The sequence below is a fragment of the Hominimerdicola aceti genome, assembly GCF_025567495.1.
In the GTDB taxonomy this organism is placed as follows: Bacteria; Bacillota; Clostridia; order Oscillospirales; family Ruminococcaceae; genus Hominimerdicola; species Hominimerdicola aceti.
The window spans coordinates 133,883-158,711 of sequence record NZ_JAOQJZ010000005.1; the positions used below are offsets into that span (position 1 = coordinate 133,883).

General features: G+C 38.3%; 38 protein-coding genes and 2 tRNA genes. 19 read left to right on the top strand and 21 right to left on the bottom strand.

Features of this window, described 5'->3' with window-relative positions:
- Nucleotides 1–219: 219 nt before the first annotated feature.
- Nucleotides 220–573: a hypothetical protein gene (locus OCV57_RS06700; RefSeq protein ID WP_267300906.1), complete on the top strand. Its 354-nt coding sequence runs from the start codon at nucleotides 220–222 to the stop codon at nucleotides 571–573.
- 72 nt (nucleotides 574–645) lie between these two features.
- Here the strand turns inward: OCV57_RS06700 and OCV57_RS06705 are convergent, their stop codons facing one another.
- Nucleotides 646–993, bottom strand: a complete 348-nt coding sequence (locus OCV57_RS06705) for a helix-turn-helix domain-containing protein (protein ID WP_117863340.1) — start codon at nucleotides 991–993, stop codon at nucleotides 646–648.
- 166 nt (nucleotides 994–1,159) lie between these two features.
- Here OCV57_RS06705 and OCV57_RS06710 point away from each other — a divergent pair, with 166 nt between their 5' ends.
- From OCV57_RS06710 to OCV57_RS06755, 10 genes are all read left to right on the top strand, one after another.
- The gene (locus tag OCV57_RS06710; protein ID WP_267300907.1) at nucleotides 1,160–1,465 is read left to right on the top strand and encodes a hypothetical protein; all 306 of its coding nucleotides are present in this window, start codon (nucleotides 1,160–1,162) and stop codon (nucleotides 1,463–1,465) included.
- Nucleotides 1,466–1,477: 12 nt separating this feature from the next.
- Nucleotides 1,478–1,651 carry a hypothetical protein gene (locus OCV57_RS06715; RefSeq protein ID WP_181982590.1) on the top strand — a complete coding sequence of 58 codons (174 nt, stop codon included), beginning with the start codon at nucleotides 1,478–1,480 and terminating at the stop codon, nucleotides 1,649–1,651.
- A 234-nt stretch (nucleotides 1,652–1,885) separates the two neighbouring features.
- Nucleotides 1,886–2,074 (top strand): hypothetical protein, encoded by a 189-nt coding sequence (locus OCV57_RS06720; protein ID WP_267300908.1) that lies wholly within the window; start codon nucleotides 1,886–1,888, stop codon nucleotides 2,072–2,074.
- Nucleotides 2,075–2,144: 70 nt separating this feature from the next.
- Nucleotides 2,145–3,698, top strand: coding sequence for a hypothetical protein (locus OCV57_RS06725; RefSeq protein ID WP_267300910.1), 1,554 nt, complete (start codon nucleotides 2,145–2,147; stop codon nucleotides 3,696–3,698).
- Nucleotides 3,698–3,916, top strand: coding sequence for a hypothetical protein (locus tag OCV57_RS06730; RefSeq protein WP_267300912.1), 219 nt, complete (start codon nucleotides 3,698–3,700; stop codon nucleotides 3,914–3,916). The genes OCV57_RS06725 and OCV57_RS06730 overlap by 1 nt, the downstream gene beginning before the upstream one ends.
- Nucleotides 3,916–4,743, top strand: coding sequence for a hypothetical protein (locus tag OCV57_RS06735; RefSeq protein ID WP_117863335.1), 828 nt, complete (start codon nucleotides 3,916–3,918; stop codon nucleotides 4,741–4,743). Before OCV57_RS06730 ends, OCV57_RS06735 begins: the two co-directional genes overlap by 1 nt.
- Nucleotides 4,744–4,866: 123 nt before the next feature.
- A complete protein-coding gene (locus OCV57_RS06740; protein ID WP_267300914.1) occupies nucleotides 4,867–5,871 on the top strand; it encodes a rolling circle replication-associated protein in 1,005 nt (334 codons plus the stop codon).
- Complete coding sequence (locus OCV57_RS06745; protein WP_117863333.1) at nucleotides 5,864–6,169, top strand: hypothetical protein; 306 nt, start codon at nucleotides 5,864–5,866, stop codon at nucleotides 6,167–6,169. The genes OCV57_RS06740 and OCV57_RS06745 overlap by 8 nt, the downstream gene beginning before the upstream one ends.
- A 2-nt stretch (nucleotides 6,170–6,171) precedes the next feature.
- The gene (locus tag OCV57_RS06750) at nucleotides 6,172–7,158 is read left to right on the top strand and encodes a tyrosine-type recombinase/integrase (protein ID WP_267300916.1); all 987 of its coding nucleotides are present in this window, start codon (nucleotides 6,172–6,174) and stop codon (nucleotides 7,156–7,158) included.
- A gap of 93 nt (nucleotides 7,159–7,251) precedes the next feature.
- Nucleotides 7,252–7,449, top strand: coding sequence for a hypothetical protein (locus OCV57_RS06755; protein ID WP_267300917.1), 198 nt, complete (start codon nucleotides 7,252–7,254; stop codon nucleotides 7,447–7,449).
- A 17-nt stretch (nucleotides 7,450–7,466) separates the two neighbouring features.
- Here OCV57_RS06755 and OCV57_RS06760 read toward each other — a convergent pair whose 3' ends face one another.
- The gene (locus tag OCV57_RS06760; protein ID WP_267300919.1) at nucleotides 7,467–7,649 is read right to left on the bottom strand and encodes a hypothetical protein; all 183 of its coding nucleotides are present in this window, start codon (nucleotides 7,647–7,649) and stop codon (nucleotides 7,467–7,469) included.
- A 189-nt stretch (nucleotides 7,650–7,838) separates the two neighbouring features.
- On the opposite strand from OCV57_RS06760, the gene OCV57_RS06765 reads away from it, so the two are divergent.
- On the top strand, nucleotides 7,839–8,000 hold the full coding sequence (locus OCV57_RS06765; RefSeq protein ID WP_267300920.1) for a hypothetical protein: 162 nt from the start codon (nucleotides 7,839–7,841) through the stop codon (nucleotides 7,998–8,000).
- A 128-nt stretch (nucleotides 8,001–8,128) separates the two neighbouring features.
- On the top strand, nucleotides 8,129–8,470 hold the full coding sequence (locus OCV57_RS06770; RefSeq protein ID WP_117863329.1) for a hypothetical protein: 342 nt from the start codon (nucleotides 8,129–8,131) through the stop codon (nucleotides 8,468–8,470).
- A gap of 51 nt (nucleotides 8,471–8,521) precedes the next feature.
- Here the strand turns inward: OCV57_RS06770 and OCV57_RS06775 are convergent.
- Nucleotides 8,522–8,598: transfer RNA gene (locus tag OCV57_RS06775), tRNA-Met, on the bottom strand.
- 149 nt (nucleotides 8,599–8,747) lie between these two features.
- Between OCV57_RS06775 and OCV57_RS06780 the strand changes: the two genes are divergently transcribed.
- Nucleotides 8,748–8,824, top strand: a tRNA-Pro gene (locus OCV57_RS06780).
- A gap of 24 nt (nucleotides 8,825–8,848) precedes the next feature.
- Here the strand turns inward: OCV57_RS06780 and OCV57_RS06785 are convergent.
- From OCV57_RS06785 to OCV57_RS06800, 4 genes are all read right to left on the bottom strand, one after another.
- On the bottom strand, nucleotides 8,849–9,757 hold the full coding sequence (locus tag OCV57_RS06785; RefSeq protein WP_265290579.1) for a tyrosine-type recombinase/integrase: 909 nt from the start codon (nucleotides 9,755–9,757) through the stop codon (nucleotides 8,849–8,851).
- Between the two features lie 75 nt (nucleotides 9,758–9,832).
- Nucleotides 9,833–10,066, bottom strand: coding sequence for a hypothetical protein (locus OCV57_RS06790; RefSeq protein ID WP_216553666.1), 234 nt, complete (start codon nucleotides 10,064–10,066; stop codon nucleotides 9,833–9,835).
- Nucleotides 10,067–10,340: 274 nt separating this feature from the next.
- Complete coding sequence (locus OCV57_RS06795) at nucleotides 10,341–11,534, bottom strand: RNA helicase domain-containing protein (protein WP_265290580.1); 1,194 nt, start codon at nucleotides 11,532–11,534, stop codon at nucleotides 10,341–10,343.
- Between the two features lie 495 nt (nucleotides 11,535–12,029).
- Nucleotides 12,030–12,203: a hypothetical protein gene (locus tag OCV57_RS06800; protein WP_265290581.1), complete on the bottom strand. Its 174-nt coding sequence runs from the start codon at nucleotides 12,201–12,203 to the stop codon at nucleotides 12,030–12,032.
- Between the two features lie 192 nt (nucleotides 12,204–12,395).
- Here OCV57_RS06800 and OCV57_RS06805 point away from each other — a divergent pair, with 192 nt between their 5' ends.
- Together OCV57_RS06805 and OCV57_RS06810 are read left to right on the top strand one after the other, a co-directional pair.
- Nucleotides 12,396–12,620, top strand: a complete 225-nt coding sequence (locus OCV57_RS06805) for a hypothetical protein (RefSeq protein WP_265290582.1) — start codon at nucleotides 12,396–12,398, stop codon at nucleotides 12,618–12,620.
- A gap of 4 nt (nucleotides 12,621–12,624) precedes the next feature.
- The gene (locus OCV57_RS06810) at nucleotides 12,625–12,879 is read left to right on the top strand and encodes a hypothetical protein (RefSeq protein WP_265290583.1); all 255 of its coding nucleotides are present in this window, start codon (nucleotides 12,625–12,627) and stop codon (nucleotides 12,877–12,879) included.
- 31 nt (nucleotides 12,880–12,910) lie between these two features.
- On the opposite strand, the gene OCV57_RS06815 is transcribed toward OCV57_RS06810, so the two are convergent.
- The 14 genes from OCV57_RS06815 to OCV57_RS06880 all read right to left on the bottom strand — a co-directional run bounded on the left by OCV57_RS06815 (nucleotide 12,911) and on the right by OCV57_RS06880 (nucleotide 23,477).
- A complete protein-coding gene (locus OCV57_RS06815; protein ID WP_265290584.1) occupies nucleotides 12,911–13,708 on the bottom strand; it encodes a zonular occludens toxin domain-containing protein in 798 nt (265 codons plus the stop codon).
- Between the two features lie 280 nt (nucleotides 13,709–13,988).
- Nucleotides 13,989–14,234, bottom strand: a complete 246-nt coding sequence (locus OCV57_RS06820) for a hypothetical protein (protein WP_265290585.1) — start codon at nucleotides 14,232–14,234, stop codon at nucleotides 13,989–13,991.
- 190 nt (nucleotides 14,235–14,424) lie between these two features.
- A complete protein-coding gene (locus OCV57_RS06825; protein WP_265290586.1) occupies nucleotides 14,425–16,038 on the bottom strand; it encodes a hypothetical protein in 1,614 nt (537 codons plus the stop codon).
- A 70-nt stretch (nucleotides 16,039–16,108) separates the two neighbouring features.
- Entirely contained in the window at nucleotides 16,109–16,288 is a 180-nt protein-coding gene (locus tag OCV57_RS06830) for a hypothetical protein (protein ID WP_265290587.1), read from the bottom strand.
- Nucleotides 16,289–16,304: 16 nt separating this feature from the next.
- Nucleotides 16,305–16,580 (bottom strand): hypothetical protein, encoded by a 276-nt coding sequence (locus OCV57_RS06835; RefSeq protein ID WP_267300922.1) that lies wholly within the window; start codon nucleotides 16,578–16,580, stop codon nucleotides 16,305–16,307.
- A 300-nt stretch (nucleotides 16,581–16,880) separates the two neighbouring features.
- Nucleotides 16,881–17,150, bottom strand: a complete 270-nt coding sequence (locus tag OCV57_RS06840; RefSeq protein ID WP_267300924.1) for a tyrosine-type recombinase/integrase — start codon at nucleotides 17,148–17,150, stop codon at nucleotides 16,881–16,883.
- 544 nt (nucleotides 17,151–17,694) lie between these two features.
- Nucleotides 17,695–18,585: a site-specific integrase gene (locus tag OCV57_RS14260; RefSeq protein ID WP_317245168.1), complete on the bottom strand. Its 891-nt coding sequence runs from the start codon at nucleotides 18,583–18,585 to the stop codon at nucleotides 17,695–17,697.
- Nucleotides 18,582–19,583: a rolling circle replication-associated protein gene (locus OCV57_RS06850; RefSeq protein WP_267300925.1), complete on the bottom strand. Its 1,002-nt coding sequence runs from the start codon at nucleotides 19,581–19,583 to the stop codon at nucleotides 18,582–18,584. Before OCV57_RS06850 ends, OCV57_RS14260 begins: the two co-directional genes overlap by 4 nt.
- 107 nt (nucleotides 19,584–19,690) lie before the next feature.
- Nucleotides 19,691–20,485 carry a zonular occludens toxin domain-containing protein gene (locus tag OCV57_RS06855; protein ID WP_117863324.1) on the bottom strand — a complete coding sequence of 265 codons (795 nt, stop codon included), beginning with the start codon at nucleotides 20,483–20,485 and terminating at the stop codon, nucleotides 19,691–19,693.
- Nucleotides 20,486–20,495: 10 nt separating this feature from the next.
- Nucleotides 20,496–20,708 carry a hypothetical protein gene (locus OCV57_RS06860; protein ID WP_147340718.1) on the bottom strand — a complete coding sequence of 71 codons (213 nt, stop codon included), beginning with the start codon at nucleotides 20,706–20,708 and terminating at the stop codon, nucleotides 20,496–20,498.
- The gene (locus OCV57_RS06865) at nucleotides 20,683–20,919 is read right to left on the bottom strand and encodes a hypothetical protein (RefSeq protein WP_117863322.1); all 237 of its coding nucleotides are present in this window, start codon (nucleotides 20,917–20,919) and stop codon (nucleotides 20,683–20,685) included. Before OCV57_RS06865 ends, OCV57_RS06860 begins: the two co-directional genes overlap by 26 nt.
- A gap of 259 nt (nucleotides 20,920–21,178) precedes the next feature.
- On the bottom strand, nucleotides 21,179–22,879 hold the full coding sequence (locus OCV57_RS06870; protein ID WP_267300926.1) for a hypothetical protein: 1,701 nt from the start codon (nucleotides 22,877–22,879) through the stop codon (nucleotides 21,179–21,181).
- A 70-nt stretch (nucleotides 22,880–22,949) separates the two neighbouring features.
- Complete coding sequence (locus tag OCV57_RS06875) at nucleotides 22,950–23,105, bottom strand: hypothetical protein (RefSeq protein WP_181979762.1); 156 nt, start codon at nucleotides 23,103–23,105, stop codon at nucleotides 22,950–22,952.
- A gap of 54 nt (nucleotides 23,106–23,159) precedes the next feature.
- Entirely contained in the window at nucleotides 23,160–23,477 is a 318-nt protein-coding gene (locus tag OCV57_RS06880) for a hypothetical protein (RefSeq protein WP_117859490.1), read from the bottom strand.
- A gap of 327 nt (nucleotides 23,478–23,804) precedes the next feature.
- Here OCV57_RS06880 and OCV57_RS06885 point away from each other — a divergent pair, with 327 nt between their 5' ends.
- From OCV57_RS06885 to OCV57_RS06895, 3 genes are read left to right on the top strand one after another with little or no spacing between them, the layout of a single operon-like run.
- The gene (locus OCV57_RS06885; RefSeq protein ID WP_317245173.1) at nucleotides 23,805–24,131 is read left to right on the top strand and encodes a helix-turn-helix domain-containing protein; all 327 of its coding nucleotides are present in this window, start codon (nucleotides 23,805–23,807) and stop codon (nucleotides 24,129–24,131) included.
- Nucleotides 24,132–24,365: a hypothetical protein gene (locus OCV57_RS06890; protein ID WP_267300927.1), complete on the top strand. Its 234-nt coding sequence runs from the start codon at nucleotides 24,132–24,134 to the stop codon at nucleotides 24,363–24,365.
- A gap of 2 nt (nucleotides 24,366–24,367) precedes the next feature.
- Nucleotides 24,368–24,655, top strand: coding sequence for a hypothetical protein (locus OCV57_RS06895; protein ID WP_267300928.1), 288 nt, complete (start codon nucleotides 24,368–24,370; stop codon nucleotides 24,653–24,655).
- Nucleotides 24,656–24,829: the final 174 nt, after the last annotated feature.

Consider the following 24,829-nt stretch of genomic DNA (forward strand, 5'->3'; position numbering starts at 1 on the left):
AGCGGCTAGGGGGTGAATTTTTGGGGTGTTGGAAGTGTTGGAAATGTTGGGAGTGTTGGAAAATCTATGATTTTTCAACACTCTCAATGTTTTCAATGCTTTCAATGCTCCAAAAAGAGGGGAACGCCGCTCAAGAATCCCCCTTTATTGCGAACGCAGTTCGCACCAAACACAGCGCAGGGAGCGCACAAGTTCCACAAGGGAGAAACAGCACGGCAGGTGCGACAGCACAGTGCAGGGGGAGCGCACAAACTCCACAAGGGCGACACAGCACGGCAGGGGCGACAGCACAGCACAGGGGGAGCGCACAAACTCCACGAGGGCGACACAGCACGGCAGGTGCGACAGCACAGTGCAGGGGAGCGCACAAGCTCCGCAGGGCGGCAAGACACGGCAAGAGCGACAGTTCAGGAAAGCAGGAACGAGGGCGGCAGGCTCTCAGAAGTTGCGGCTTTGGCGGTCGTTGTTCTGAAAACCTATAATCAAGTTGTCATTGAGCGTTGCAAGGTATGCGTTGACCTGCTCCAGTTCCTTGCGCATTTCACGTGCTTCAAACCATGTTCCAATGATTGATATGATTATCAGTATAAATACGATTAGCCCGGCTATAAACCAAAATGTTAAGGTTGTTAATACCGCTTCCATTTACTTTTCCTCCTTGATTTTGATAACAGCCTTAGGGCTGTTTTTCTGTGTTATGTTGTATTTTCCGTTGCTTTGCTCCTTGTATCCTCTGCCGCGCTTGTCATTTGTCAATCCTGCTATATAGTCAATGCTCACATCATAAAAAAGCGCAAGCTTTATTACTCTTTCAAATGGGATTGGTCTTACGCCGTTTTCATATTTGGCATAATATGATTGCTCTGTCCCTAGTATTCTTGCCACATCTTCTTGGCTTAAATCTTTGTCCTCTCTGAGGTCTTTCAACCTTGGATAATAATTTGTACTAATTTTTGTCACTCCTTTGTTGTTACACTTTTGGTAATTTATCATAATTTAATCGCCTTAATTTTGTTTAAGTAAACAAATTATATCACAAGTGACCTTAAAAGTCTTGACAATAGGCTATATGTGACCTATAATGCTAATTGTAGGTTACATATGACCTAAACATAAAGTAAAGGTGAGCGGATAACCTCAACCGCAGAAAGGAAAAAACATGAGAGGAATACTTATAGGAGCAATCCACAAGAAAGGCACATTTACGGACGATAACGGAAAATCAATCGACTATGACAACTTGGTGCTACAGGTGCAAAAGCCTATAGAAAACAAGTTGGCAGATGATTCAAATTTCGTTCAGGGTGTCGGTTACACTATCGCCAATGACTGCAAGTGTGCTTGGAGCGAAAGAGGAAACGTGTTCGGTAAAGATGTGTCTATGAAAGATATCGGAGCACTTGTCGGAACGGAAATCCAGTATTTCTACAACGATAAGAAGAAGCTTGAAGCGGTCATTATCTAAGGGGGCTTGAACATGACAGTATACGCACTTTATTTTTGCTTGGTGGTGGCGCTTGCCCTGTTTTATTGCCTTACTCGTTGCTTTAAGGCAATTGATAAGAAAAATAAAGAAATTTCTAAACTGCAGTTCCGTGTTAAAGAACTGGAGCGACAGGCTCAGGGAATTGAGGTTGTGGGCGTTGAATGATGTCACTTCTTCACAAATTGATGTATCGTCTGTTTCTACCTCTGAGCAGACTGATGAATATACTATGTCGGCTGTTATCGAAAATCAGCACACTATAATTAATAATCAAAATATTACAATTTCATATTTAGGCACTATATGCTTTTTGATAACAATATCTATCGGTATTTATCTTGTCATCAAGTTTGGCAAGTGGATATATAGCTTAATTAATTAAGAAAGGAGAATGTGTTAATGAATCCTGTTTCTACAACTGCAGAAAGTGGCAATACTCTCGTAAATATCGGTGAACTTATGACACAGTTCGCTAACTCTGCTATTCAGGGCGTTTCCGATTCTATTGTCGCTCTTATCCCTGTGATAACTCTGACAACTGTAATCGGCATTGCTATCAGAATGTTCAAAAAGTACGTAAAGGCGTAAGCCTGACAGCAACGAGGGCAGTTCATTCAGTGAACTGCCCTTTTATTATGCCAATTTTTAAGGGGGAATTATGATAAATAGAAAACTTAAAGCAACGCTGTCATTAGTGCTTGCCCTTATCGTGATGTGTTCGGCTTGCGTGTTGCCTGTGTTTGCACTTGATGATGTTAGCGGTGGTGGTTCGTCTAGTAACGTTATTCGTGTGAAACGATTTTCACAAATGATTGATTATGCAAAAAATAACAATATTGATATTGAAAATTCTCATTATATTATGACATATTCTGAGGATAGTTCACAGTATTATTGGTGGTATTACATTTTCTTTATTCCTGATGATATTTTGGTTAATGATACATTAATTCTTACACATGGTCGCTATTCATCATCTTTTACTAATTCTTTTATTAAGGCTCGTGTTTCTGACTATGGTAACTCTGACATAGATGATTTAGAATATCGTGCTAATGTTGATGTATCTTCTTTTTCTTTATATGTTGATGATGATGAACAATCACATTCTAATCTTAATCACATTTATGCTACAAATGTTAACATTACCAATAATGGAGATAAACTTGATGTATCAAGTCCATTTGCGAAACCATATAAAGCTTCTATTACTTATGATGATGATAGCAAAAACTTTTTGTTTAATTTTGAACCGAAAAATGATAATGATGTATACAACGTAAACATTGCCGTGTCTAATCAATCAGAATGGGATTATCCTAACTCTGACGGCTGGTACTATCTCCCTATGGACACTTCGGGAGATTTCACGAAAGAAAACCCTTTGCATGGCTCAATCCCTCTGAATGTTATGCGTGACGGCATTATGCGGTATAACAGTAACAAAGATATTGAAAATACGGGCAAGCTTTATTTCTTCCTCATAGCGGCTAAGGGTAAGGGTGATGAAGCGTTATATAAGGATAGATTTTGTGCCGCAAGTTATGAGTACAGTCTTGTTGATACTGTAGATAGTCACAAGAAAGAGCCTTTCAGCGAGAAGAAAGACTATGAAGAATTTCCGTCATTGTCTGATTATATAGATACTGATTTTCCTGATATAAGAGATTACGTTAATTTTGATATGTTTCATGACTTGGACGGCATAGCAGACTTTGTAAAAGCTGTTGTTGAATTTCTTTGGAATGCTTTTACAGGCTTCTTCCGTTGGCTGTGGGCGGCTTTGAAATTTGTATTCTTTAACTTCTTAGGCATTTTTGAGTGGCTCGGCAAGTGTTTGTGGACTATTGTTAAAAATATCGGCATTGCACTGTATAATCTCGTGGTCGACTTGAAGAAGCTCGTGACCTATCTTTTTGTACCTAACTCAAAAGATTTGAATGTTGCTATAGAAAGCAAGTTTCCTGCTTATGCAAAGTTGAGAAAAGCTTTTCAGCAGGGTAAGCAATCATCATCAAATTCAGTTACGTTTACACTTTTCGGAAAGGACTTTGATTTTAATATGAACTCCGCTCCGAACGAGCTTAAGAGTGCGCTGTTCAATGCTTCAACTATAGCAATGTACGCTATCTGTATCTATGCGACAATTAAGGCTTTGTTCCGTTGCTTCGGAATACAGCTTCATGAATCAAGTGAAAGTGAGGGAGAATAATGATAACTGCGAAAATAGTAGAGCTGTTCTTTAGTCTGCCGTTCTTTAAGTCATTCTCAATAAGTGATGAAGCTTATTCGGCTCTTAGGGGTATGATTTCTTTTCTTTATCAGCTTGACCAATTCTTAAATCTTGAATTGATGTTTGAGAGCATTTTCTTTGTTCTCGGACTTCTGCTTGTATCTGCACTTGTGAACTTTGTAAGGGGGCTTTTATAATGTGGTCGGCATTTGCTAATATCAATTGGAAAGCTATGCTTATACCTCTCGCCTTGGGAAGCGTTGTGGTGGGTGTTATCGTGCTTCTTATGCTGTTTGGTACGCCTGTGCTTCATGCGTTCCCTCTGTCGGTAAAGGACACTTTCAAGACTATTAGAAAGCGGCTTAAAGGTGAAGAAGTTCCGTTCAATATGTATGGACTGTATCTCTATAACGGCTTGGGCGGTCGAGGTAAAACTATAAGCATGGTGAAACGTGCGCAAGAGGTCAAGAGTAGATTTCCGAAAGTGCTTATCTGTGCTAACTTTCATACGGAAGTGGCTGACAGATTTTTTGATTGTTGGGAAGATATCTTGAACGTTGAGAATATTGACGAAAACGGTGTTAATCAAGGCGTGCTGTTTCTGTTCGATGAAATGCACCTGACTCTTAATTCTCAATCATGGAAAGATGCTCCGGACGAACTTCTCGAATATATCTCACTGCAACGGCATTTACACAAGTGTATATGGGGGTCGGCTCAGGAGTGGAAAAGGTGTACAAAAATAATTCGTGAGCAGGTCAATTATATCATAGATTGTAAGGCGTATTTTAATTCACGTCTTATCGTCAATAAGTGCTATACAAAAGAAAACTATCTCATTAACGGAGAGCAGGGCAGTGCAGGAACGAGGAAACGTCCGAAAGAATGGAAAGAAACATTCTGTGCTACTGATGAATTAAGGTCGCTTTATGACACAGAAGAAATTGTTAAGGGGCTGAAAATCGGTCGGACGAGTGAGCAAGAGAAAATAGCAAGCAGAATTTTAAAAGCTATGCAAGATTGATTCAGCCACGTGCGCACGCTCCTGCGTGCGCCGTGGCGAACAGCTTGCAAGCTTAGAAATTTGCGGTTATATACTTGATAATAACCGCAAATTTCCGTCAAAAACTAAAATGGCGGTGGGAAAATGGCAAATTTTTATGATTTACCCCCTGAGGTCGTTTTAAAAAATACTAAAACAAAAATCTATGCTGACGGCTCTTCAACAACAACTTATTGCAACAATTACATATTCGTTGACAAAAACCTTGAAGAATATCAGCAAAATCAGAAAATATTACAGCTTAAACGAAAATGGGAGAAATTTGAGAAATCTCAGCAGGAAGAAGATGTTCAAACAGATATGTTTGAGATAATCAAAAAGCCTGCAAAGGTTTCAAAAGAGGAAAGAGGGGAACGGACAGATATATTAAAGCGTGCAAAAGACAAGGTCTTTGATATAGCCTTTTCAAATGAGTGGGCGTATTTTCTCACTATCACTTTCAATGGTAGTGAATACGATTTTTCTAATGCTGATTTTGTTAAGAAAAAACTTAGGCGGTGGCTTGAAAATCAGGTCAAGCGGAAAGATATGAAATACTTGCTCATTCCTGAAAGGCATAAGAACGGCGGTATACATTGCCACGCTCTTATCAATGATTGCTTTGATATGGTCGATTCAGGCACAAGGCTCGTAACTGGATATAACAAGCCTGTGACATTAAAGACTATTGAGGAAAAAAACTTGCACGTTAGAAACGTTGTATATAATATCCCTGAATGGAAATACGGCTTTTCCACGGCTATTCCTGTGGAAAATAATTCGGCGGCTCTTGCGTTCTATATCACAAAATATATAACAAAGGGCAATAATAAGATATTCGGCAAGTATTATTGGAGTAGTCGAAATTGTAATCGTGACCCTCAGATCATATACAGTAATACCGATTTTGATAGCGTTTCAAAGTTGGCTATCACAAAACCTTATACCTCTAATCAGTATAAATACAATACAAATGTAAATATTATTCCGAACTTTGAAGAAGTTTCAGCTAGGTTTGATAATATTGCAGATTTCCTTGATTATATTTACTCTGACGAATACCGCAAGGAATATGATGATTATTTTGAAAGGAGTGAACTAAATGAATGATGAAATGCTTATTGCTTTTCAACGTTTTCTATCTGATACTTGCAGGATTAGTTATAATCATTATTTGTCATTGTCTGAAAATGTTCAGCAACAAATACTTGAAAGCTTTTATAATAACGATTGCAATTCTGATATTGTTAGGGCTTTACGTAATACTTCGCCTGCAACTGAATCAAAAAGTTTCCTTGAATATCTCCGCAAGCACAGGCTTTCAAGAGCCGTCTTTCATCAGCTTGATAACGTGACAAAGGTAAAAATCTATAACAACTATCATCAGGAAAGGACCTTGGCAAAATGATAATGAGCATTGAAAACATTGACACGGATAAAATTTTGTTCTGTGACTATATCATAGTATGGAATAATGAAACGTGTTACAGAAAATCTCCGTCAACTTATGATGGCTATGTAGGTATCATAACAAAATACCTTTACCCTTATTTCAAGAGCAAAGGATTTAGACTTGTTGATGTCAAGCCTATGCACATAGAGGGCTATCAAAGGCACATACTGCATGATACAAGGCTTTCTGTGAATACGCTCCGTAAACATCATGAAGTCATGCGTGCGTGTCTGAATTACGCATATAAGAACGATTTTATAAGCAAAAATCCTTACACGGCTTTTTCACTTCCTCGAAAGGTGGAAAATGAAATGTCATATTATACAGAAGAACAGCTCTTGAAGCTCCTGCGTGTGGCTTATGGTACTCAGATAGAAAGCTTTGTGTATCTCGCTGTGTGGTTTGGACTTCGCAAGTCTGAGATACTCGGTTTGCGGTGGGAGAATGTTGACTTCCTCGGGCGTTGTCTTTATATCCGTGAAACAAGAACGAGGATAAAAGACTATAAGTCAGGGCATTGGGTCGAAAGTCAAAACAAGAGAATGAAAACTGTAAAATCTCGCCGTGAATTTCCTCTAAGTGATGAACAACTTGACTACTTGCATAAGCTTTATAGCAGACAAGCTCCACTGTGCAAGGCAAGGAATTATGTGTGTGTGAACGCTGAGGGGGTACCGCTTCACTATGATTATGTATTGCACGCCTTTCAAGACTTGCTCCGCAAGAATGATTTACCGAAAATTCGTATACATGACCTTAGACACAGCAATGCAACGCTTATGCTTAATAGCGGTTTCAGTATGAAAGAGGTTTCGGAGTGGCTCGGTCACAGTACATACAAGCTTACGGCTGATACATATACTCATGTATCTGCTGAGAATAAAGCTCAGATGTCGAAAACGATAGGCTATAAGCTTTCACCTTACAAGGGTGATAACTTATGAGGGTAGTGCTTACGGCTCATATAGGGGTGTTTTTGCTTTATGTGAGCTATGTTCTTGAAATGATTATTGAGAATTTTGAAAGGAATGTTGAAAATGAAAGAGTTTAATTTTTGGTGCAAGGAAAATACTGATTTCGGTAAGTGTGATAATAAGAAATGCGGTTTTTTTGAGTGCGGCTGTTATGGTTACTGTGAGGAATGTGTTTATCATTTTACGGATTCAACTGTTTGTGAAAATTGTTCCGCCCCTCAATTTATGAGAGATTATTCAAAACAGCAGGAAAATGATTAATAAAAAAATGCAGGGGCTTAATGCTCCTGCATATCTTTTTCGAGTAGTTCAATTATAAGGGCGTTCAGGCTCTTGCCTTGCCGTTCTGCATGGGCTTTGTAGACTTCACGCTTGCCCTTTGGCACTCGCACCTTGATATCGTCAAGCTTATTTTTCATGTACTTTGCAGTTGCTTTTTTTTGTGCTTCTGAATATGCCATAATATCACCGCCTTTACTGATATTATACTACATTTTATATATGTGTACAATATACATAATGCACAATATGTACCCTATATATTTGTTTATTTTATCAATTGATATATTGTACCCGATATGCTATAATATATATAGTGAAAGAGATAAAGGGAACTTTCACAGCGGAGGAAATTGAAAGGAGTGAGGATAATGCAGAACATGCCTACAGCTACAGAACTTGCGATAAAGTATGCAAAGCGTGAACAGCTTAGAATTATAATAGACAAGGCTCAGAATATTCATGCTGATTGCGAATATGAAGCTTTATCAAAGCTGATTAACGAACTCAAACAAATGCTTGAAGAAGCATAAAAAATGTAGTCGGCTATCCGTCAAAACACACCGACTACATAATCACACACAAACTCGGATATCCTCCGCTTTGTAAATCCGAGTATAACACAAATTTTACTAAATGTCAAGTTGAAAGGTTTATTAAAATGAAAAAATTTGATACTGTTGATAATTATTATATTCTTGCTTTTGCGTATCGTGTTTATAATGCAAAGTGGCAAAATATTATTTTAAATTTAGATAATGATGTTGAAGAAGAAAGACTAAGTAGGATATGCTTTCAGCTTATGTTTGCAATGGATTCGTACTATGAAAAAGGGTTGATTACTCTTACTGCTATATCCGATTATGAAATTTATAAAGCTGCTTATAGTTATACCCTTGATTTACTCAAAAAAAATCAATCGAATTTAATTTGGTCTAAGTCTGCTCTTGAAAAATTCGCTTCTGAATTACATGAAAAAATTCTTGCGTTTGAAAATCTTTAGCACTATTCAACAAAAAAAAATAGGCTGTCGCAATTGCAACAGCCTTCTCTCTGGTTGCGGGAGCTGGATTTGAACCAACGACCTTCGGGTTATGAGCCCGACGAGCTACCGAACTGCTCCATCCCGCGATATTTACTGCTTTTTTACTGCTCTCTCCTGAGTGCTTATTTATTATATCACAAATGAATGTGAATGTCAATACCTTTTTTGCAATTTTTTTATTTTGACTGAAAACTCTTGACTATTGTATCCAAATCGGGTATAATATATACGTTGTCGGGGTGTGGCGCAGATTGGTAGCGCGCTACCTTGGGGTGGTAGAGGTCGCCTGTTCAAATCAGGTCACTCCGACCAAAAGCCCTCGGTGCGGTTGTTAAATTAATTATCTAATTGTATCTTATCGACCGCCTGACGGCGTAAATCATCATAAGAGTGCAAATAAATATTTGTGGTGTCAAGCTTTGTGTGCCCGAGCAGGTCGGCAACTGTCTTGACATCAGCTCCATTAGAAGTAAGCAGACTTGCGAAAGTGTGACGGAATTTGTGCGGCGTGAGGTGTGGCAAGCCCTCTGAGTGTGTCTTTTTCCATTCCTCATTCTTGCGAATAAACATTGTGTTATATTCCTCATGATAACGGCGAGGGCTGAGAAAATTCTTTGAACGTGGATTGCCAAAAACGAAATCACAGGTAACAGGCAGTGTAAGAAGAAGTTTATAAGCCGTTTCGTTAAGTTCAACGTAGCGGAACTTGTGATTTTTAGTATCATCGACCAATCTTGCACGCCCTTTGAGAACAACTACAGTTTGACAAACAAAGATACGGCGTGCCTTTAAATCAACGTTTTCCCAACGCAAGGCGAGTATTTCCTCACGGCGTAGACCTGTCAAGCACTCAAAGCGGAACATCTTCATTATAGTGCTATCGCCCGAAGTCAGAAAGGCGGCTTGTTCTGCCGTAAATGATAGCTGTTGCACTGTTTCAGGGCGTTTTCTGCACCGCCTTAACTCGAATGCAGATAGGTCAATAGGCGTATAACGGCAAGCGTAAGCGTAACGCATGATACGTTTAAGGACACTGCGGAGCTTTTTCACTCTGTCAATGCAGTATGTATCATCACATATCTTGATAAGGTTATTGAGATCAGAAAGACCGATTTCTGAAAGTTCCTTGCCGTTAATCGGCTTGCAATTCTGCTCAATTACATAATCGGTTTGCTCAGGGTAGCGGACAACGCCCTCTAAATAAGAGGGGCGAAAGTCCTTGTAATAAAAATCTTTAAATTTCATGGTAATAACTCCTTTTGCGTGGGTGTTATTTGGGTGTAGTCATTCCATGTATTGGCGTACATGGGTTTATAATGACTACACTCTTTTTGTTGTAATAATGCGTGTGGTAGGCTTGAAAGCCTTTTTAAATGCACTGTAGCGGTGCTGTGCGTTGTATTCTTCAAGAAACGTTCTGAGGAGCGTATCACGCTCAGCAGGACAGCACAGATACACAATCCTTTTATCCTCTCCTTTCTCCTTGCCTATCGTGCCACAGAGCCACAAATAGAACAGGTTAATTTCTTCCTTGCAAATTTCTTTTTGCTTCATGGTGTACCTCCTGATTTATTTATACCATATTTTTACGGCGTTGTAAAATTGCCGTTTTCTTACATTAAATATTTTTACTTTATTTTGTTTGGCTTGTTTTGCTTTTTCGGCTTTTGAGTTGGCTTTTCTTTATCGTGTCACTTATGCCACGGCTGACGCTGTGGCGGAACGGCAAGCGACCGATTTTACTTTGCTCAATCGTTCCATTGCCTAAATTTTTAACCTCTTACAGTCGCTTTGCTCCTTTCAGAGTTTAAAAATTTTCCTCGTGACACTAACTTTGCGATTTATTTTCAACAAATTTTGACGTTAAGCCGTCCATAAGTGTGAACAATCCCATTTGTGAAACCTCGTGACGAACGTGTGAACACTGTTCACGGATAGCGTGGCTATCACAATGCAGGTCAAAATCAACGTTGTATTTACAATAAAATGTGCCGCTATTGTTCTCGGCGGTATATTTGAAACAATACACTATATCATCAATACGCCTTGTAAGCTGTTCAAGCTTGTCTATGCCGTCATTACGTTCAGCCGCCTTTTGATAGAGTTCTGTAGGCAGGAACGGCGAGGTTATATATACTTCCGTCCATAACGTCATTTTATTGCTGTATCGTGCAGATACCTGAGAGCGGTACTTGTCAAGCAGAATGAGCAAGTAGCTGTATGAGATACGCCCACGGAACTCATCAAGAATAAGTATCGGTTCGCCTTGGTAGCCGTCAAAAGGGTGGTCATAGTCGGTCACACGATAGATATTTACATCACCATGCTTTTCACAAAGTTCAATGTATGTGTATGATTTTCCGCACCCAGTACCGCCAAACAGCCAATGTACTTTGACATCACGTTCGGGCGGTGTGTTGTCCTTACGATACAAATAAAATAACTCTTCTGTTGCAGTTTTGGACTTGATAGCCTGCGGAAACTGTCGGTAAATATCGTTTGGAGTTTGTCCGCTGTAAATAAGGTCACGGATATCAGACATTGAAATCAAATCGTTACGCTTGCCTTGACAGCCTTTAATCTCACCGACCTGCGATTTTGCTATAATCTTTTCGCCCTTTTCCTCGAACTTGCCAACCTTGTTTATATAATCCTCGACTTGCTTTTTGTTTCCTTTGGTTATCTCAATATGTACTTTAGGAAAAAGCTTTTTCAAGGCAGACAGCGGGCGGAACGTCTTCTCACTTTCAAACACACAATGCAAGTGTTCAAGACCGAGGGCAGACACGCAGAATAAAACCGCTCCTGTTCGCTTATCATCATCACCGACCCATTTATTAAGAACATCATCACATATCTGTTGTTCTGTCAATGAGTGATACTCCGTAGGCTCTTGCTTTAATATAACCGCCTTGCCGTTCTCGTCTTTGATTATCTCCCCCTCTTCATTGTGCTTGTATGTAATATCGTAGCGAGGGTTATTTATAACACAGAAAGCAGAGCGGCAATTAAACTCCGCCATATATAGAAACACCACCTTATCTTGTATCAGAAGTTGTCACAAAATTTTGTGACATGGGAAAACACGCATTTACGCTGTTTAAACTACTTTGTATCATGTATCAGAAGTCGGGGGTAATACTAACCCCGACTTTTTCCGAGGGGTTGAGAGATTCCAAAAGAAAAACCCAACAAGTGAAAGAGCTGCACATTCGTGCAGTTTTCGGCTCTTTACCTTTGTCTAAGTCGAAAGTTCGCAAGCCGAAAATCTCCAGAGCCGACGGCTCCGACAGCTACGCCGTCTGAAACGGTCGCAGACCGACCGCCCCGCAGGAGCGGGGTTTGGTTGAGAAGGACATAAGTAGGTATTGACAAAGGGGAAATTGTTCTCCCTATCAAAGTTTCGAGATTTAATCGTCATCATCTTTCCAAAAAAGAAAAAATATTAACCAATGTCAAAATCAACACGATATAAAATTAGTTTTTTCATTTTAAACACCCTTTCATATTCTAAGTTTTATGTTTCTTCAAGCATTTGCTTAAGTTCTGCAATCAGCTTTGATAAAGCTTCATATTCGCAATCAGCATGAATATTATAAGCCTTTTCGATAATAATTCTAAGCTGTTCACGCTTTGCATACTTAATTGCAAGCTCTGTTGCAGTTGGTATTGTTGGCATAATATTTTTCATTATAATCAATCCTTTCTGCGGTTTGTGGGTTATCCGCTTTCCCTTTGTCTGTATATATTATACTACGGGATACCGTAGAGATATACATATATATAGTAAACTATTTGTAAAGAAACTGTTACGGGATACCGTAGAAATAATTGTTGACATTTACTAAATTATGATGTATAATAATAGCAAGGTGGTGATTTAATGGCAGTATCAGAAGCACAAAGAAAAGCCCGTGATAAATGGGATAAGGAAAACACAGAGAAAGTGCAATTTAAAGCACCTAAAGGGTTTAACAGAATGATAGAGGACAGAGCAAAAGAACTAGGAATGTCAAAGGCAGGGTATTTGAAATATGCTGTCAGACAGGAGATAAAATCAGCAGAGGACAGCCACATTGTAATAAAGACACATACAGACGAGGGGTGAGAACATGGGTTTAATTGAAATGAGCGAAACAGCAGTTGCAACGGCTGTTGTGATAGCAATAGTTGCTATCATAATCAACATAATATTGTTTGTTGCGATAATCTGCACAGCAGGCAACACAGAAAAGACCTACAAGGAATTACAGGAAACAAACAAGCGACTTGAAATGATGAACAAGAACTTGTTAGACACTAATATGATACTGATTAATAGATTTAGTCAGGGCAATAATTACAACAAAGACAACAACTCGCAGTGAGCCTAACGGCAACCACTGCGAGTTGTTTCATTTACCAAGCATTTTTCCGCTTACGAATAGATTTCTTTTGCTTTCGGTCAAGTGGCTGTGTGTTAGGCTCTATGCCCTCACGATTGGCGAGTATTTCTTCATCACTGAGATACTCTTTAGCAAGCATATTTGTGACAAGCTGTGATGTATCGTAGAGCTGACGGCGTTTATTTGTTTGTAAGTATGTGCGGTTATACATCTGAGCAGGAGTATAAGCCTTATTTTCCGAATAGAGTTCGTATTCCTCTATATCATAGGTGTAACCTGTCTGTATACGGCAGAATGGGTGCTTGAAGTGCGTATGGCAAGCGGTCACATCTGCGGTGATATCTCTTATTTGTTTGTCAAGCAAGTTGAAACGTTGCACTGTTGCATATATCATCATACGCCGTTTACGGCATTGGCACAAATGCTGAAATAAAGGTTTAGGAACGGCACATTTACCGCCCGAGAAGTCACGGCTATTGAATATAGTACCTATTTCATCAATAAGTACAAGCGTGTTTTTAGGGGCGTTGAGGATATCTTGTGCAGTGTTCAAGGGGATTATCTCAGTATAATCGGGGAAGTTTTTGATATTGATATTTGTCAAGATATGAAGTTGCGGATATTTGCGACAGAGTTCATAAGCTTCAGCGACCATAAGCGAGGTTTTACCTGCTCCGAATTTACCGACAAATAAGTGTATGCCCCAACCATTGAATATTTGCGACCAATTAAAATATAAAGCTGTAGCCTTATCATAGGCAGTATAAGCCGCCAAGGACGGCAGACGTACAAAGTAATCGAATAGAACCATTTAATCACCTTTCAGAAAGAATATTATAAGTATTATGCACTCGACAGTGAGTGCGATATAAAGCGGTAAAAAGAACATTGCTACCTCCGAGGATTGAAAAAGCGTATCATAGCATTGTAAAGCATTTTCCAAAGCAGGAAAAGCATTAAGCAAGCGAACACAAATTCAATGCACAACACACCGAATTGTTTCCACGTTTTAATAACGTCAATAGCGGCTAAGTCACAGCCGAGGAGCTTTAGCAACTGATAACAGGCGTTTTGAACATCATATAACACATTTACCACCCCTCTTTCTCAGGCTCTTGATTGTCGCTCTGTGGCGTGTCCTGTGGCTGTTCAGCCGATTGCTTTTTTAACTCCTGTTCCTGGTATAGTGCTTCTATAAGCCGTTTACGAGGAAGCAACAAGTCTTTTTCAGATTTAAAGGCGTGCAAGTCCATAAAGAACGCAACCACGCCAAGAACTGCACTGATAGCAAGAATTACTATCAGTGACAGGACGAATAATTTTAATATTGCAACCATTTTAACAACTCCTTATGTATTGTGGAAAAGATAACGTAACAGGGCAACGGAGCAGGATATAACAAACAATCCTATAATCATTGCACCTACTGTAAAACTAAATTCACCGAAACGAATACGCAAGCACATTAAGTGTTGAATTGAAACAAAAAGCGACTTCATAAGTGAAAACCAATCCATTTTGCACCCCCTATTTCAAGACCCATTTAACAACGCATATTGCTAACATGACAACAAAGAAAGAGATGAGGATAGTTAAAAACGTTGTGGGCAAAATGCCGATACTTGCAGTTAAGAACTTGAAAAAGTCGGACGAGCCGTCAAAAACTGATTTAATGCTGTCAAGTCCGAAATCAACAGAACCGAAATTTTTATCAAGATTTTTTTGTTCCTCATACTTCTCGAAATCGTCAGGAGCAAGACCGCTTTCTCCGTTTTTATCCATATCATAATCATACATATAATCAGGAGTCAACTTCTTATCAAGGTAATCAGTAAACGGCTTGTTTGTATCCATTTCAGCACCATTCTTGAAGATTTTCGGCTTATATTCAGGATAATCTTTATAATTAAATGCCGTTGACGTTACACAATAGTAATCAGGCATTACAACGTCTGTTCCCTCGCCTGTTTCGGGGTCAGCATTTACTGTTACAATCTGCTTTGTATTCAAAGAACCTTGATTGCACAAATAACCTTGATTGTCAAGGTCAAAGTAATCAGGAGTAGGAACTGAAAGAGAGGTCAAGCGACCATATACCACGATATAAAGCTTTGTATCGGCTGTGAACTGTGAACTATCAAGATTTTCAAGATTGATAGTAACATTCTTGACAGAGCCACCCTTACCAATAATGTAACCTGCATTTATGCCCTCTGCCTTTATCCATTCTGCAGGCTCTTTATTGTCGTCCGTAACATCATCAACAACGCCGCTTGTAGTATACATATATTTGCCATAGTCCAAAGAAGTATAAACAGCGTTTTTAACGCTTTCTTCATAAGACGACTTTTCAGGCGGGGAAGTAGTAATATAACATACAAATTCATATGTATAATCTTTAAGTTCATCATAGCTGTCACGGAGTTTTAAAAATTCGTCCGTTAGTGTGACACGGACGTTAAGACCATTGCTTTCAATTTCCTGTCCGTCATTACTTGCACCCGGAGCGACAAGAGTTCCCTTGCGGCTCATGCCCTCAGAGAGAGCAGGGGAATAATCGACAGTAAAGGGAACTGGTGGGGCGGAAGGCTCTAATTTATTATCAAAATTATCCCAATCATACAATTTTGAATGTATATAAACCTTTGCCGAAGAAATATCAAAGCCGTCTACGCCAAAATGGTAAAGAATACCCGAATATTTGTAGTCAGGTGTGGGAGAATTATCAAAGCGAAAGGATGAATAAAAAGATTTATAATTATTACCATTTGCATAAAAATACATAGAAACACGAGAAATATCAAAATCAGAATGAGACAAATAACGAAACTGATTATCAGTAAAATAATAACACATCAACGCATCATCAGGTAGCCAAATCATAGAAGTATTAACATCGCCTGAAGAGTTTTTTGTATAAATCAAAGCATAATTTTGAGGGAGAGTGTCAAAATGTTCAGAATAATAAGAAATAACATCAGAAGAATGAGGAATATCAGAAGTACTATTAACGACAGACCATTTAACTTTTGAAAAATCATTTTTTTCAACAGTATCAACAGCAAACGCAGGAACGGCACAACATATCATTAACACCATAGCGGAGAGGATTGACACGAACCGCCGAAGTTTTATTTTCATATTTTTTTCTCCTTTCTAAAATAAAAAATGCGGAGCGGATTAACCGCCCCGCACAAGCGAGATATACGGCTTACTTATGTGTAAGCTTTCTGATAACGCCAATTGCAACGCCGAGGAGCGATGCACCTACAAAAACCATAACAAGCGGATTGCTTGTCATAAGTGTCCAAACCTGTGACACAAGATCAGTAATAGTTGTTACTCCCGAAGTAATGGAAGCTGTTTCACCTGTAAGAACAGTAATAGGCATAATTTAATCTCCTTTCTTAATCGATTATGTCTATACTTTCAACAAAAAGCTTTTCAGCACCGCCGAAAGTACGAACGCCATAATTAATATTTACATGGCTATCAATGATAGCCGCAGAGTTAGGAAAAGTTTCCTGCAAGACCTTTGTTGAAACTTTAGCGATATGTATTTCATATCCTATCACTTTCTCGTCCTTACTTTCCTTTAGGCAAAAAAGCGTGTAGTTTTCCCACTCCTTGCCAGTTTCCTTAACAACTCCACTGTTTTTCTTAAAACCTTTGACAATATACATCTTGTCATACCTCCAAATCAATTAATATTTTTTTGTAGTTCTCTTGACTACAGTTATATTATATAACATTAAGCAAATGGCGTAAATGCTTGTAATATTTCGTGTCAATGTATAAATTGTTAAAATAACGCACTAACAAGCTGAACTTTTTGTAATATTTCTATGCACAATAAAACCGCCGATATTTAAACAAAATACGGCGGTTTATATCCTAAAATTTTCTATTTGTGTTTGGGGTGGTAGAGGTCGCCTGTTCAAATCAGGTCACTCCGACCAAAAGCCCTCGGTGCGGTTGTTAAATTAATTATCTAATTGTATCTTATCGACCGCCTGACGGCGTAAATCATCATAAGAGTGCAAATAAATATTTGTGGTGTCAAGCTTTGTGTGCCCGAGCAGGTCGGCAACTGTCTTGACATCAGCTCCATTAGAAGTAAGCAGACTTGCGAAAGTGTGACGGAATTTGTGCGGCGTGAGGTGTGGCAAGCCCTCTGAGTGTGTCTTTTTCCATTCCTCATTCTTGCGAATAAACATTGTGTTATATTCCTCATGATAACGGACAATATACATCTTGTCATACCTCCAAATCAATTAATATTTTTTTGTAGTTCTCTTGACTACAGTTATATTATATAACATTAAGCAAATGGCGTAAATGCTTGTAATATTTCGTGTCAATGTATAAATTGTTAAAATAACGCACTAACAAGCTGAACTTTTTGTAATATTTCTATGCACAATAAAACCGCCGATATTTAAACAAAATACGGCGGTTTATATCCTAAAATTTTCTATTTGTGTTTGGGGTGGTAGAGGTCGCCTGTTCAAATCAGGTCACTCCGACCAATATGTAAAAACGGCTTTCCGCTATTGTGGAGAGCCGTTTTTTTTTAGTTGAATAGTGCTAAAGATTTTCACAAGCAAATATTAATCATCATAACAAGGTACAGAACAATTATCACAAGAAGGGGAATCTGTAAGATAAAATATACATTCCTCACAGTGAGCATAACAGCAACAGTTATCATAATCGCATACCTTATCAGCACATTCGCCATGGTCGGTATTTTCTTTACACCAAAAATTAAACTCTTTCATTTTAAAAAATCCTTTATTATTCAAATTTGAGATTATTCACAGCTTTGCACATTTGGTTGAAATTGCTATGTACATAACGCTGGGTAGTTGTTATATCAACGTGTCCGAGCAATGCTCTGAGAGTTTCGATATCTGCACCACACTGAATAAGATACGTTGCATAGCTATGTCTAAGCTTGTGCGGGGTGAGATACTGTAAATCAGGGTACTTTGTTTTCTGTTGTTCATAGAACGCTCTGTAGAGCCTGTTATAACGTCTAAGGGATATAACTGTATGAGTTATAGGCGAAACGAACAGAAAGCCGTTTGAGACGTCCTGAGAGCGTATCTGATTAAGAATAGCTATTGCATTACTATGCAAGGGGATAAGCCTATCACGGCGAGATTTTGTGGTCTGTACAATCCTATCACCGCATGAAGTATGTACGAGTGTCTGACAGACTTTAAGATATCTATTATCAAGGTCAATGTTATCCCAACTAAGGGCGAGAAGTTCACCACGGCGGAGACCTGTCCACAAGTCAAGCTGAAACATTCTGCAAACGCTGCTATCATCATCAAAGAGATGTACGAGATTATCGGGGCTAAAATATTCAGCTTCTTTTTTTATACGTTTTGGAGGTTTAACATAGTCGCAAGGGTTTTTGTCACAATAACCATTAACTATAGCTTCACGGAATACACGTTTAAGTAAGAAATATGAACGTCTTTGGCGGTCATTACTGTAAGATAGGGTGGATTTAAGACAATTCTGAATATCAATAGGCTTTACGCTCAGAAGCTCCATATCGGCTATATAACCGAAGTGTTTTTGATTTATATAGTAATAGTCCTTATAGCAATCATAGGCTATCACATCAACGCAGTATGCGTTATAGAACATCTCAAACCATTCTTTAAAAATCATAGGACATCATCATTTCCATTCTCTTTAAGATATTGAAGTATATCATTGCAGTTCTTTTCGACTTGACTTGAAAAGGTGAAACTACTTTCATACTGATAAAAGACATTAGCACGAGGGGGAGAAACTATCGGCAAATCGTCTTTAAAGTCTGAATTGCAATAGATTTCTTTAGTTTTGCGGACTATGTTCTTGCTACTCCAGAAGAACTTGCCAAAAATCTTTTTTACGTCCTTTGTTATGTACTTTGTGACGTAAAAAGCTAGATTAGACATCTGTCCGTAAGTCTGAATAGCTGTTGAGAAACCATAGCGCCAATCAGACACGTTATATACAACAGGCAAATCAGATATATCACAGCCGAGCTTATCACATATATGCAGGCGCTTTATAGTATCTATTTTAAGGGGCTTGTCATGACCCTTAACAAGACGTGTACCACTATCAACGAACTTAAAGTCACAATCGTTTATAAGAGCGTGACAATGTATACCGCCTTTTTTGTGAAACTCAGGAACAAGGACATAACGCAAGCCTTTACGTTGAACAGCATTATCAAACCAACGTTTCAAGGGCTTAAAGACTTCCCGAGGGTCGGAGCGGTCAAAATCTTTACCGCTGAATGTTATAGTAAGAAAGTACTTCCAATCATTCTGATAAACAATATCAAAGATACTTTGCTTTGCTCTTTGAACACTATCGGAACGAACTTCACCGCTTTGTGACTGCTTATCTTTAAACTTGCGAGTGTCAAGCATATCAAACGTTATGTTTCCGTTTTCGTCCTCATACTCAAAATAACATATGTAATTTTCACGAGCCTTTTTAAGTTGCTCTTGTCTTGAACGTTCGTCAATACTATGCTCATGCTTGCAGTGATACTCAAATGCAGGGTCTTTAAAAATGTGTCGTTCAGAACGTGTTATAGTATAACTGCCGTCACGATATTCCTTTATCTTTGTATTACACTTGACCTCTTTAGAGGACGTTTTTAGGGGCATTTTTAACACCTCATTTTTAAAAGTGAGTACTTTTTGTGGCTAATATCAAGTAATAGCCACACGCACCGCAGGGCGGCGCAAGCGCTCGCCCCTGCGGTCGCTCGTGGCTATACGCCACGCCTTTTTCGCAGACTTCTGCTTGTCTTTCTATCGTGCATAATGTCACTTGTAACATCTACTCCACGATTGGCAAGTATTTCCGTGTCGCTGATGTACTCCTTATCAAGCATATTATCTACAAGCTGAGAAGTATCATAAAGCTGTCGGCTCTGATTAGTCTGCAAATACAAACGGCTGTAAAGCTTTTTCGGCATATATGACTTATTCTCAGTATATGCCTCATACTCGTCTATATCGTAGGTTTTGACCTTAATAAGGCGTGTATAAGGGTGACGGAATGTAGCACGGCACGTTGACACTGTAGCCGTTATATCTCGTATCTGCTTATCAAGCAGATTGAAGCGTTGCACTGTAGCAAGTATCATCATTTTGCGCTTTCTACATTGACAAAGGTGCTGAAAAAGCGGTTTAGGAACGGCTCTTTTACCACCTGAAAAATCTCGTGAATTGAAGATAGTGCCTATCTCATCAATCACCACAATGCAATTTTTAGGAGCGTGCAGGATATCTTGTGCGGAATTAAGCTTGTATATATTCGTCCACTCAGGGAAGTTTTGAAGATTGATATTTGTAAGTATAGACAACTGAGGATAACGCACGCAATAGTTATATGCTATCTGAGCGAGGGTTGACGTTTTACCAGTGCCGAATTTACCAGTATAAAGGTGTATGCCCCAACCTTGAAAGATAGCGGAATTATTGAAGTATGCACCGAAAAGGTGGTCATACACCTCATAGGTAATAAAGGGCGGTATTTGTTTTATGTAATCAAATATAATCATAACAAATCACCTACACAGCACTTGCACAACGTGTCATGCGTATCATCACATTATAGAAAAACTTGCAGAAGATACAGAGCATAACCACAGCGAATATAAAAGCCATGCCGAGAAGCAAAGCGTCATATCTATTCATGACTTCTTGCGAAAGATCACAGCCCATTAACTTCAAAAGCTGAAAAAATGGATTGTTTTCATCAAACACTATGTGTACTTTCATCATCACTCACCTCACTATCATTAGTTTCAACCGCAGGAACGGCTTTTATTTCAACATCTTCACCGAACATAAGATATTCAATAAGCTGTTTTCTGTTTCCGCTGAATTCATGTTCAGCTTTAAAGTTTCTAAGGTCAGTGAAGAAACCTATAACACCGCTTATAGTACAAACCATAAAGCAGATAACGAGTATAAACAAAACCAAGTTAAGCATTTTTCTACCTCCTAACGAGCCATACAAGAGAAAAGACCATAAGAGCAACGAGGACAACTAAAACAATATTTACTAACATAATAAACCTACTTTCTAAGCATAAAATATAATAACGTCAAGCTGATTGATAAAAGCATACCACCTATAATAGCCGAACCGAGAGTAAAGCTGTATTTCCCAAATGGAAACGTATAAGACATACAGTTCATCAGAAATTTAAAAACTAATTCAATACCATGTATTATATCCATAATTCACCTCACGAAGGTATAACAAGCTTGATAAGCGCAATAGCTAAGAACAGCACAAACCATGCAGAAAACACAGCATAAAACCATGAGGGCAAGCAAGAAAGTGCGGCGGTAAGAAAGTCCCAATATGTGCCCGTTGTACTAAATATAGATTTTATATCCGTGAAATCAACAGAGCCAAAATTAGCATTAATTTTCTTTTTATCAAGATACTTGTTATAATCATCAGGTTGCATATATGAACCATCATTTATAACACCGTCTGAACCTTTGGCAAGGTCAACGTCAGTAACCTTTGAAGGCGGTATATTACACAAGTCTTTGAGCTTTGTAGTCGAGGGATTATAAGTATTTCCGTCCTTATCTTTATATACTTTTGGTACATAATCAGGAAACTTCTCATAAGAGAAAGAATCTGAAATAACAGAATAAACACGATAAGCCTTGAATGTTTCGGGCTTGCCTGTTTCTTCATCAACGGACCTTACAAAATCATCAATCTTCTCACACGTCTTAAGGTTTGTAAAATCTTCTTGATAGGCATACGAGCCGAGCCACGTTGAAGAATTTGTATCTTCTGTTTTTTCACCATTCTGAGGAGTAACATGACCGTTATTCTTTACAAATACACCGATAACATTAACATAAAGCTTGCTATCATCAGTAAGACCATGTGTTTTATAATCAATAGAAGTGAGGTCAAAAGATACAGTAAGCTTGCCGTCACGAGGAATAGTATAAATAGGTGTTCGGCCTTGATATAATGTTAAATACGGCTCAAAAGTATCAACAGTATCATTACTATTCAAATCGTCAGAAGAAGAGCCGTCAGACTTAATTTTTTCATCATCTTGACCCTTGTAGTAATTACCGTCATGGTTCATTGCATAAAGCACAACATCTTCATCAAAGAAACGTTGCAAATCATCACCAGCGTTAAGAAGATTTTTTGAAAGACAACATAAAACGGCATAAGTACCAGAGCCGTAAGATTTTCCTAAGTCTTTTTCATTGAACGTTTTTAAAAACTCAGGTGTAAGCTTTATATCAAGGTTTATATTATTATTTTCAGCCGCTACAAGTCCATTTTCATCAGCATTAGCACCGCCTTTTGACGGATAATAAATTTTATTTTGCATATTCAATGAAAGTTCGGGGGTATATGTCACAGTAAACGGAGCAGGAACAGCGTTAGGGTCAGTAGGTGTTATATCATCGCCGTTGTTAGTTATTTTAATATTAGATTTAAAGATGTGATTAGGATAAGAATGTGATTGTTCATCATCATCAACATATAAAGAAAAAGAAGATACATCAACATTAGCACGATATTCTAAAACATCTATGTCAGAGTTACCATAGTTAGAAACACGAGCATTAATAAAAGAAATAGTAAAAGATGATGAATAGCGACCATGTGTAAGAATTAATGTATCATTAACCAAAATATCATCAGGAATAAAGAAAATGTAATACCACCAATAATATTGTGAACTATCCTCAGAATATGTCATAATATAATGAGAATTTTCAATATCAATATTGTTATTTTTTGCATAGTCAATCATTTGTGAAAATCGTTTCTCACGATTAACGTTACTAGACGAAACGACACTGCTAACGTCATCAGCGAATGCAGGAACGGCACAGCATATCATCACAACAAGTGCAGAGAACATACACAACACTTGCTTAATCTTATTTCTCAATTTATCAACTTCCTTTCAAAAAAATTAAGCGGAGCAATTTGAATTACTCCGCTTATGTAAATGGTTTTGCTTATACAGCGTGTCTGAACTTTGCGAAAAGTCCTGCACCTGAGCCGAGAAGAGACAGACCTACAAGAATTGCAATAGGTACGTTGCTTGTCATAGCGTCCCAACAAGAACCAAAAACAGTAACGGCATTACTAAGCATTGTTGTTACAGCTTCCATTATTAGCAAAACTCCTTTCTTATTAAATTTTTATAACAGCGGTTTCACCGCTAATTATTTTGTGTTGCGGTGAAGTGTTCCGTCTGCATTGATAACGGTGATATCAACAAGCTGAGAACGTCCGTTAAAAATCTGATAGTTCAGCATTACATCACAGCCGAGAAGCTTATTGAAATCCTCAGAATTTCCGTTAAGTCTGATTGCATTTTCGGTCGGAATTTTCAGCGTATCGACCATTTTTCCGTGACAATCGGGGTTATCAACTTCCTGCAGAAGCTGAAATACTACCTTTTCGGGGCTGTTTATCTGCTTGCCCTCTATTACTCCGTTAAATGCTTTCTTTTTTGTCCAGCCTACAATAGTTGTTTTCATGTTTTTTCCTTTCTGAGGTTTTTCGGCTTTTCCTCGTGCCTTTAAATTTGTGATAATAAACATAAGATAAACAGATGCTTACCCGGTGGCTTCTTTAGTGCCAAAACTCTAAGAAAGTTTCATAGAGTGCTACCTATTATGCACACGTTCACGGCTACTACCTACCATTCGAGACTTTTCCGTTTCAGGCTGTCGTCATTCACCGATTTAATCGTAGTTATCTTTATGTTCAAGTACTTAGTACAATAATGTACTACCAGCATATATAATATACCCCATTTTTGTACTATTGTCAATAGAACAATTATGTACTATGATATAATTTGTATGAATAAACAAATAAGTGAGGTGATTTTTATTAATTATTATCAAAGACTTAGAGATTTAAGAGAGGATATGGAACTAAATCAAAGCATGATAGCGAAAATTCTTGACACTTCTCAAAAGCAATATAGTAGGTGGGAAACAGGTGAATATCCTATCCCATTTGAAAAAGTTATACAGTTAGCAAAATTTTATAAAGTGAGTATTGATTATATAGCAGGACTTACGAATGATAAAAGAGGAATAGGCTATAAAGCCGACAGCAACAGTAAATACAATATAACACAGCAGAACAATAATAGCGCTGTTGTAAAAATTAAGGAGAAATAAATGTTAGGTTTAGACAAGACTTTAGCATATATACTTATAGGACGAATTATCATAGATGCGTTAATCTTTTTGCTTATTATTTATCTAATCTGCAAATTTCTTGACCTTTGCAAAACTGTTAATGATCTTTCAAAGAGGAACAAGGAGCAAGCGGAACTATTGAAACAGCAAAATGAAACGCTTGTGAAAATAGGACAGATAATAATAAAAATTAATCAGGATAAAGAGGGGTAATCATGCTAGAGGAATTATTTCAAAACGCAGAAACAGCAACAGCAATATTCATAGGGTTGAATATAATTTGGCTAGTAATTGTTATTGCTTTAATTATTTGTGTTTTCAACATATCCATAAGACAATCACATCAGGACAGAGGACAAGACACCATAATCAAGCTACTGCAAAACATATCCGACCAACAAGAGGACATACTTGACGAGCTGAAATACCTCAATGACAGCAATGACGTAGACCGACAGGAGCAAGAGGACTACACAGAGCCGAATGACTATCAAGACTTCTGAGTGTCGCCTATCGGCGAGAATACAAAGTGCTGACCACTACGGATTAAAGTTGAGAAGCGGTGCTTGTTTGTAGCTCCGATATGACACAATCAGAACAAAGGGAACGCACAGCCTTGCGACAGTGTGCAGACCTGCACCCCAGAGGTGGGCGCGTGGCGATGTCACACAAAGTTT

Bases quoted from the DNA above. Each gene is read 5' to 3' on its own strand.
- OCV57_RS06705 (WP_117863340.1), bottom strand. From the start codon at position 993: ATGATAAATTACCAAAAGTGTAACAACAAAGGAGTGACAAAAATTAGT.
- OCV57_RS06710 (WP_267300907.1), top strand. From the start codon at position 1,160: ATGAGAGGAATACTTATAGGAGCAATCCACAAGAAAGGCACATTTACG.
- OCV57_RS06715 (WP_181982590.1), top strand. From the start codon at position 1,478: ATGACAGTATACGCACTTTATTTTTGCTTGGTGGTGGCGCTTGCCCTG.
- OCV57_RS06720 (WP_267300908.1), top strand. From the start codon at position 1,886: ATGAATCCTGTTTCTACAACTGCAGAAAGTGGCAATACTCTCGTAAAT.
- OCV57_RS06725 (WP_267300910.1), top strand. From the start codon at position 2,145: ATGATAAATAGAAAACTTAAAGCAACGCTGTCATTAGTGCTTGCCCTT.
- OCV57_RS06730 (WP_267300912.1), top strand. From the start codon at position 3,698: ATGATAACTGCGAAAATAGTAGAGCTGTTCTTTAGTCTGCCGTTCTTT.
- OCV57_RS06735 (WP_117863335.1), top strand. From the start codon at position 3,916: ATGTGGTCGGCATTTGCTAATATCAATTGGAAAGCTATGCTTATACCT.
- OCV57_RS06740 (WP_267300914.1), top strand. From the start codon at position 4,867: ATGGCAAATTTTTATGATTTACCCCCTGAGGTCGTTTTAAAAAATACT.
- OCV57_RS06745 (WP_117863333.1), top strand. From the start codon at position 5,864: ATGAATGATGAAATGCTTATTGCTTTTCAACGTTTTCTATCTGATACT.
- OCV57_RS06750 (WP_267300916.1), top strand. From the start codon at position 6,172: ATGAGCATTGAAAACATTGACACGGATAAAATTTTGTTCTGTGACTAT.
- OCV57_RS06755 (WP_267300917.1), top strand. From the start codon at position 7,252: ATGAAAGAGTTTAATTTTTGGTGCAAGGAAAATACTGATTTCGGTAAG.
- OCV57_RS06760 (WP_267300919.1), bottom strand. From the start codon at position 7,649: ATGGCATATTCAGAAGCACAAAAAAAAGCAACTGCAAAGTACATGAAA.
- OCV57_RS06765 (WP_267300920.1), top strand. From the start codon at position 7,839: ATGCAGAACATGCCTACAGCTACAGAACTTGCGATAAAGTATGCAAAG.
- OCV57_RS06770 (WP_117863329.1), top strand. From the start codon at position 8,129: ATGAAAAAATTTGATACTGTTGATAATTATTATATTCTTGCTTTTGCG.
- OCV57_RS06785 (WP_265290579.1), bottom strand. From the start codon at position 9,757: ATGAAATTTAAAGATTTTTATTACAAGGACTTTCGCCCCTCTTATTTA.
- OCV57_RS06790 (WP_216553666.1), bottom strand. From the start codon at position 10,066: ATGAAGCAAAAAGAAATTTGCAAGGAAGAAATTAACCTGTTCTATTTG.
- OCV57_RS06795 (WP_265290580.1), bottom strand. From the start codon at position 11,534: ATGGCGGAGTTTAATTGCCGCTCTGCTTTCTGTGTTATAAATAACCCT.
- OCV57_RS06800 (WP_265290581.1), bottom strand. From the start codon at position 12,203: ATGAAAAATATTATGCCAACAATACCAACTGCAACAGAGCTTGCAATT.
- OCV57_RS06805 (WP_265290582.1), top strand. From the start codon at position 12,396: ATGGCAGTATCAGAAGCACAAAGAAAAGCCCGTGATAAATGGGATAAG.
- OCV57_RS06810 (WP_265290583.1), top strand. From the start codon at position 12,625: ATGGGTTTAATTGAAATGAGCGAAACAGCAGTTGCAACGGCTGTTGTG.
- OCV57_RS06815 (WP_265290584.1), bottom strand. From the start codon at position 13,708: ATGGTTCTATTCGATTACTTTGTACGTCTGCCGTCCTTGGCGGCTTAT.
- OCV57_RS06820 (WP_265290585.1), bottom strand. From the start codon at position 14,234: ATGGTTGCAATATTAAAATTATTCGTCCTGTCACTGATAGTAATTCTT.
- OCV57_RS06825 (WP_265290586.1), bottom strand. From the start codon at position 16,038: ATGAAAATAAAACTTCGGCGGTTCGTGTCAATCCTCTCCGCTATGGTG.
- OCV57_RS06830 (WP_265290587.1), bottom strand. From the start codon at position 16,288: ATGCCTATTACTGTTCTTACAGGTGAAACAGCTTCCATTACTTCGGGA.
- OCV57_RS06835 (WP_267300922.1), bottom strand. From the start codon at position 16,580: ATGTATATTGTCAAAGGTTTTAAGAAAAACAGTGGAGTTGTTAAGGAA.
- OCV57_RS06840 (WP_267300924.1), bottom strand. From the start codon at position 17,150: ATGTATATTGTCCGTTATCATGAGGAATATAACACAATGTTTATTCGC.
- OCV57_RS14260 (WP_317245168.1), bottom strand. From the start codon at position 18,585: ATGATTTTTAAAGAATGGTTTGAGATGTTCTATAACGCATACTGCGTT.
- OCV57_RS06850 (WP_267300925.1), bottom strand. From the start codon at position 19,583: ATGCCCCTAAAAACGTCCTCTAAAGAGGTCAAGTGTAATACAAAGATA.
- OCV57_RS06855 (WP_117863324.1), bottom strand. From the start codon at position 20,485: ATGATTATATTTGATTACATAAAACAAATACCGCCCTTTATTACCTAT.
- OCV57_RS06860 (WP_147340718.1), bottom strand. From the start codon at position 20,708: ATGATGAAAGTACACATAGTGTTTGATGAAAACAATCCATTTTTTCAG.
- OCV57_RS06865 (WP_117863322.1), bottom strand. From the start codon at position 20,919: ATGCTTAACTTGGTTTTGTTTATACTCGTTATCTGCTTTATGGTTTGT.
- OCV57_RS06875 (WP_181979762.1), bottom strand. From the start codon at position 23,105: ATGGAAGCTGTAACAACAATGCTTAGTAATGCCGTTACTGTTTTTGGT.
- OCV57_RS06880 (WP_117859490.1), bottom strand. From the start codon at position 23,477: ATGAAAACAACTATTGTAGGCTGGACAAAAAAGAAAGCATTTAACGGA.
- OCV57_RS06885 (WP_317245173.1), top strand. From the start codon at position 23,805: ATGAATAAACAAATAAGTGAGGTGATTTTTATTAATTATTATCAAAGA.
- OCV57_RS06890 (WP_267300927.1), top strand. From the start codon at position 24,132: ATGTTAGGTTTAGACAAGACTTTAGCATATATACTTATAGGACGAATT.
- OCV57_RS06895 (WP_267300928.1), top strand. From the start codon at position 24,368: ATGCTAGAGGAATTATTTCAAAACGCAGAAACAGCAACAGCAATATTC.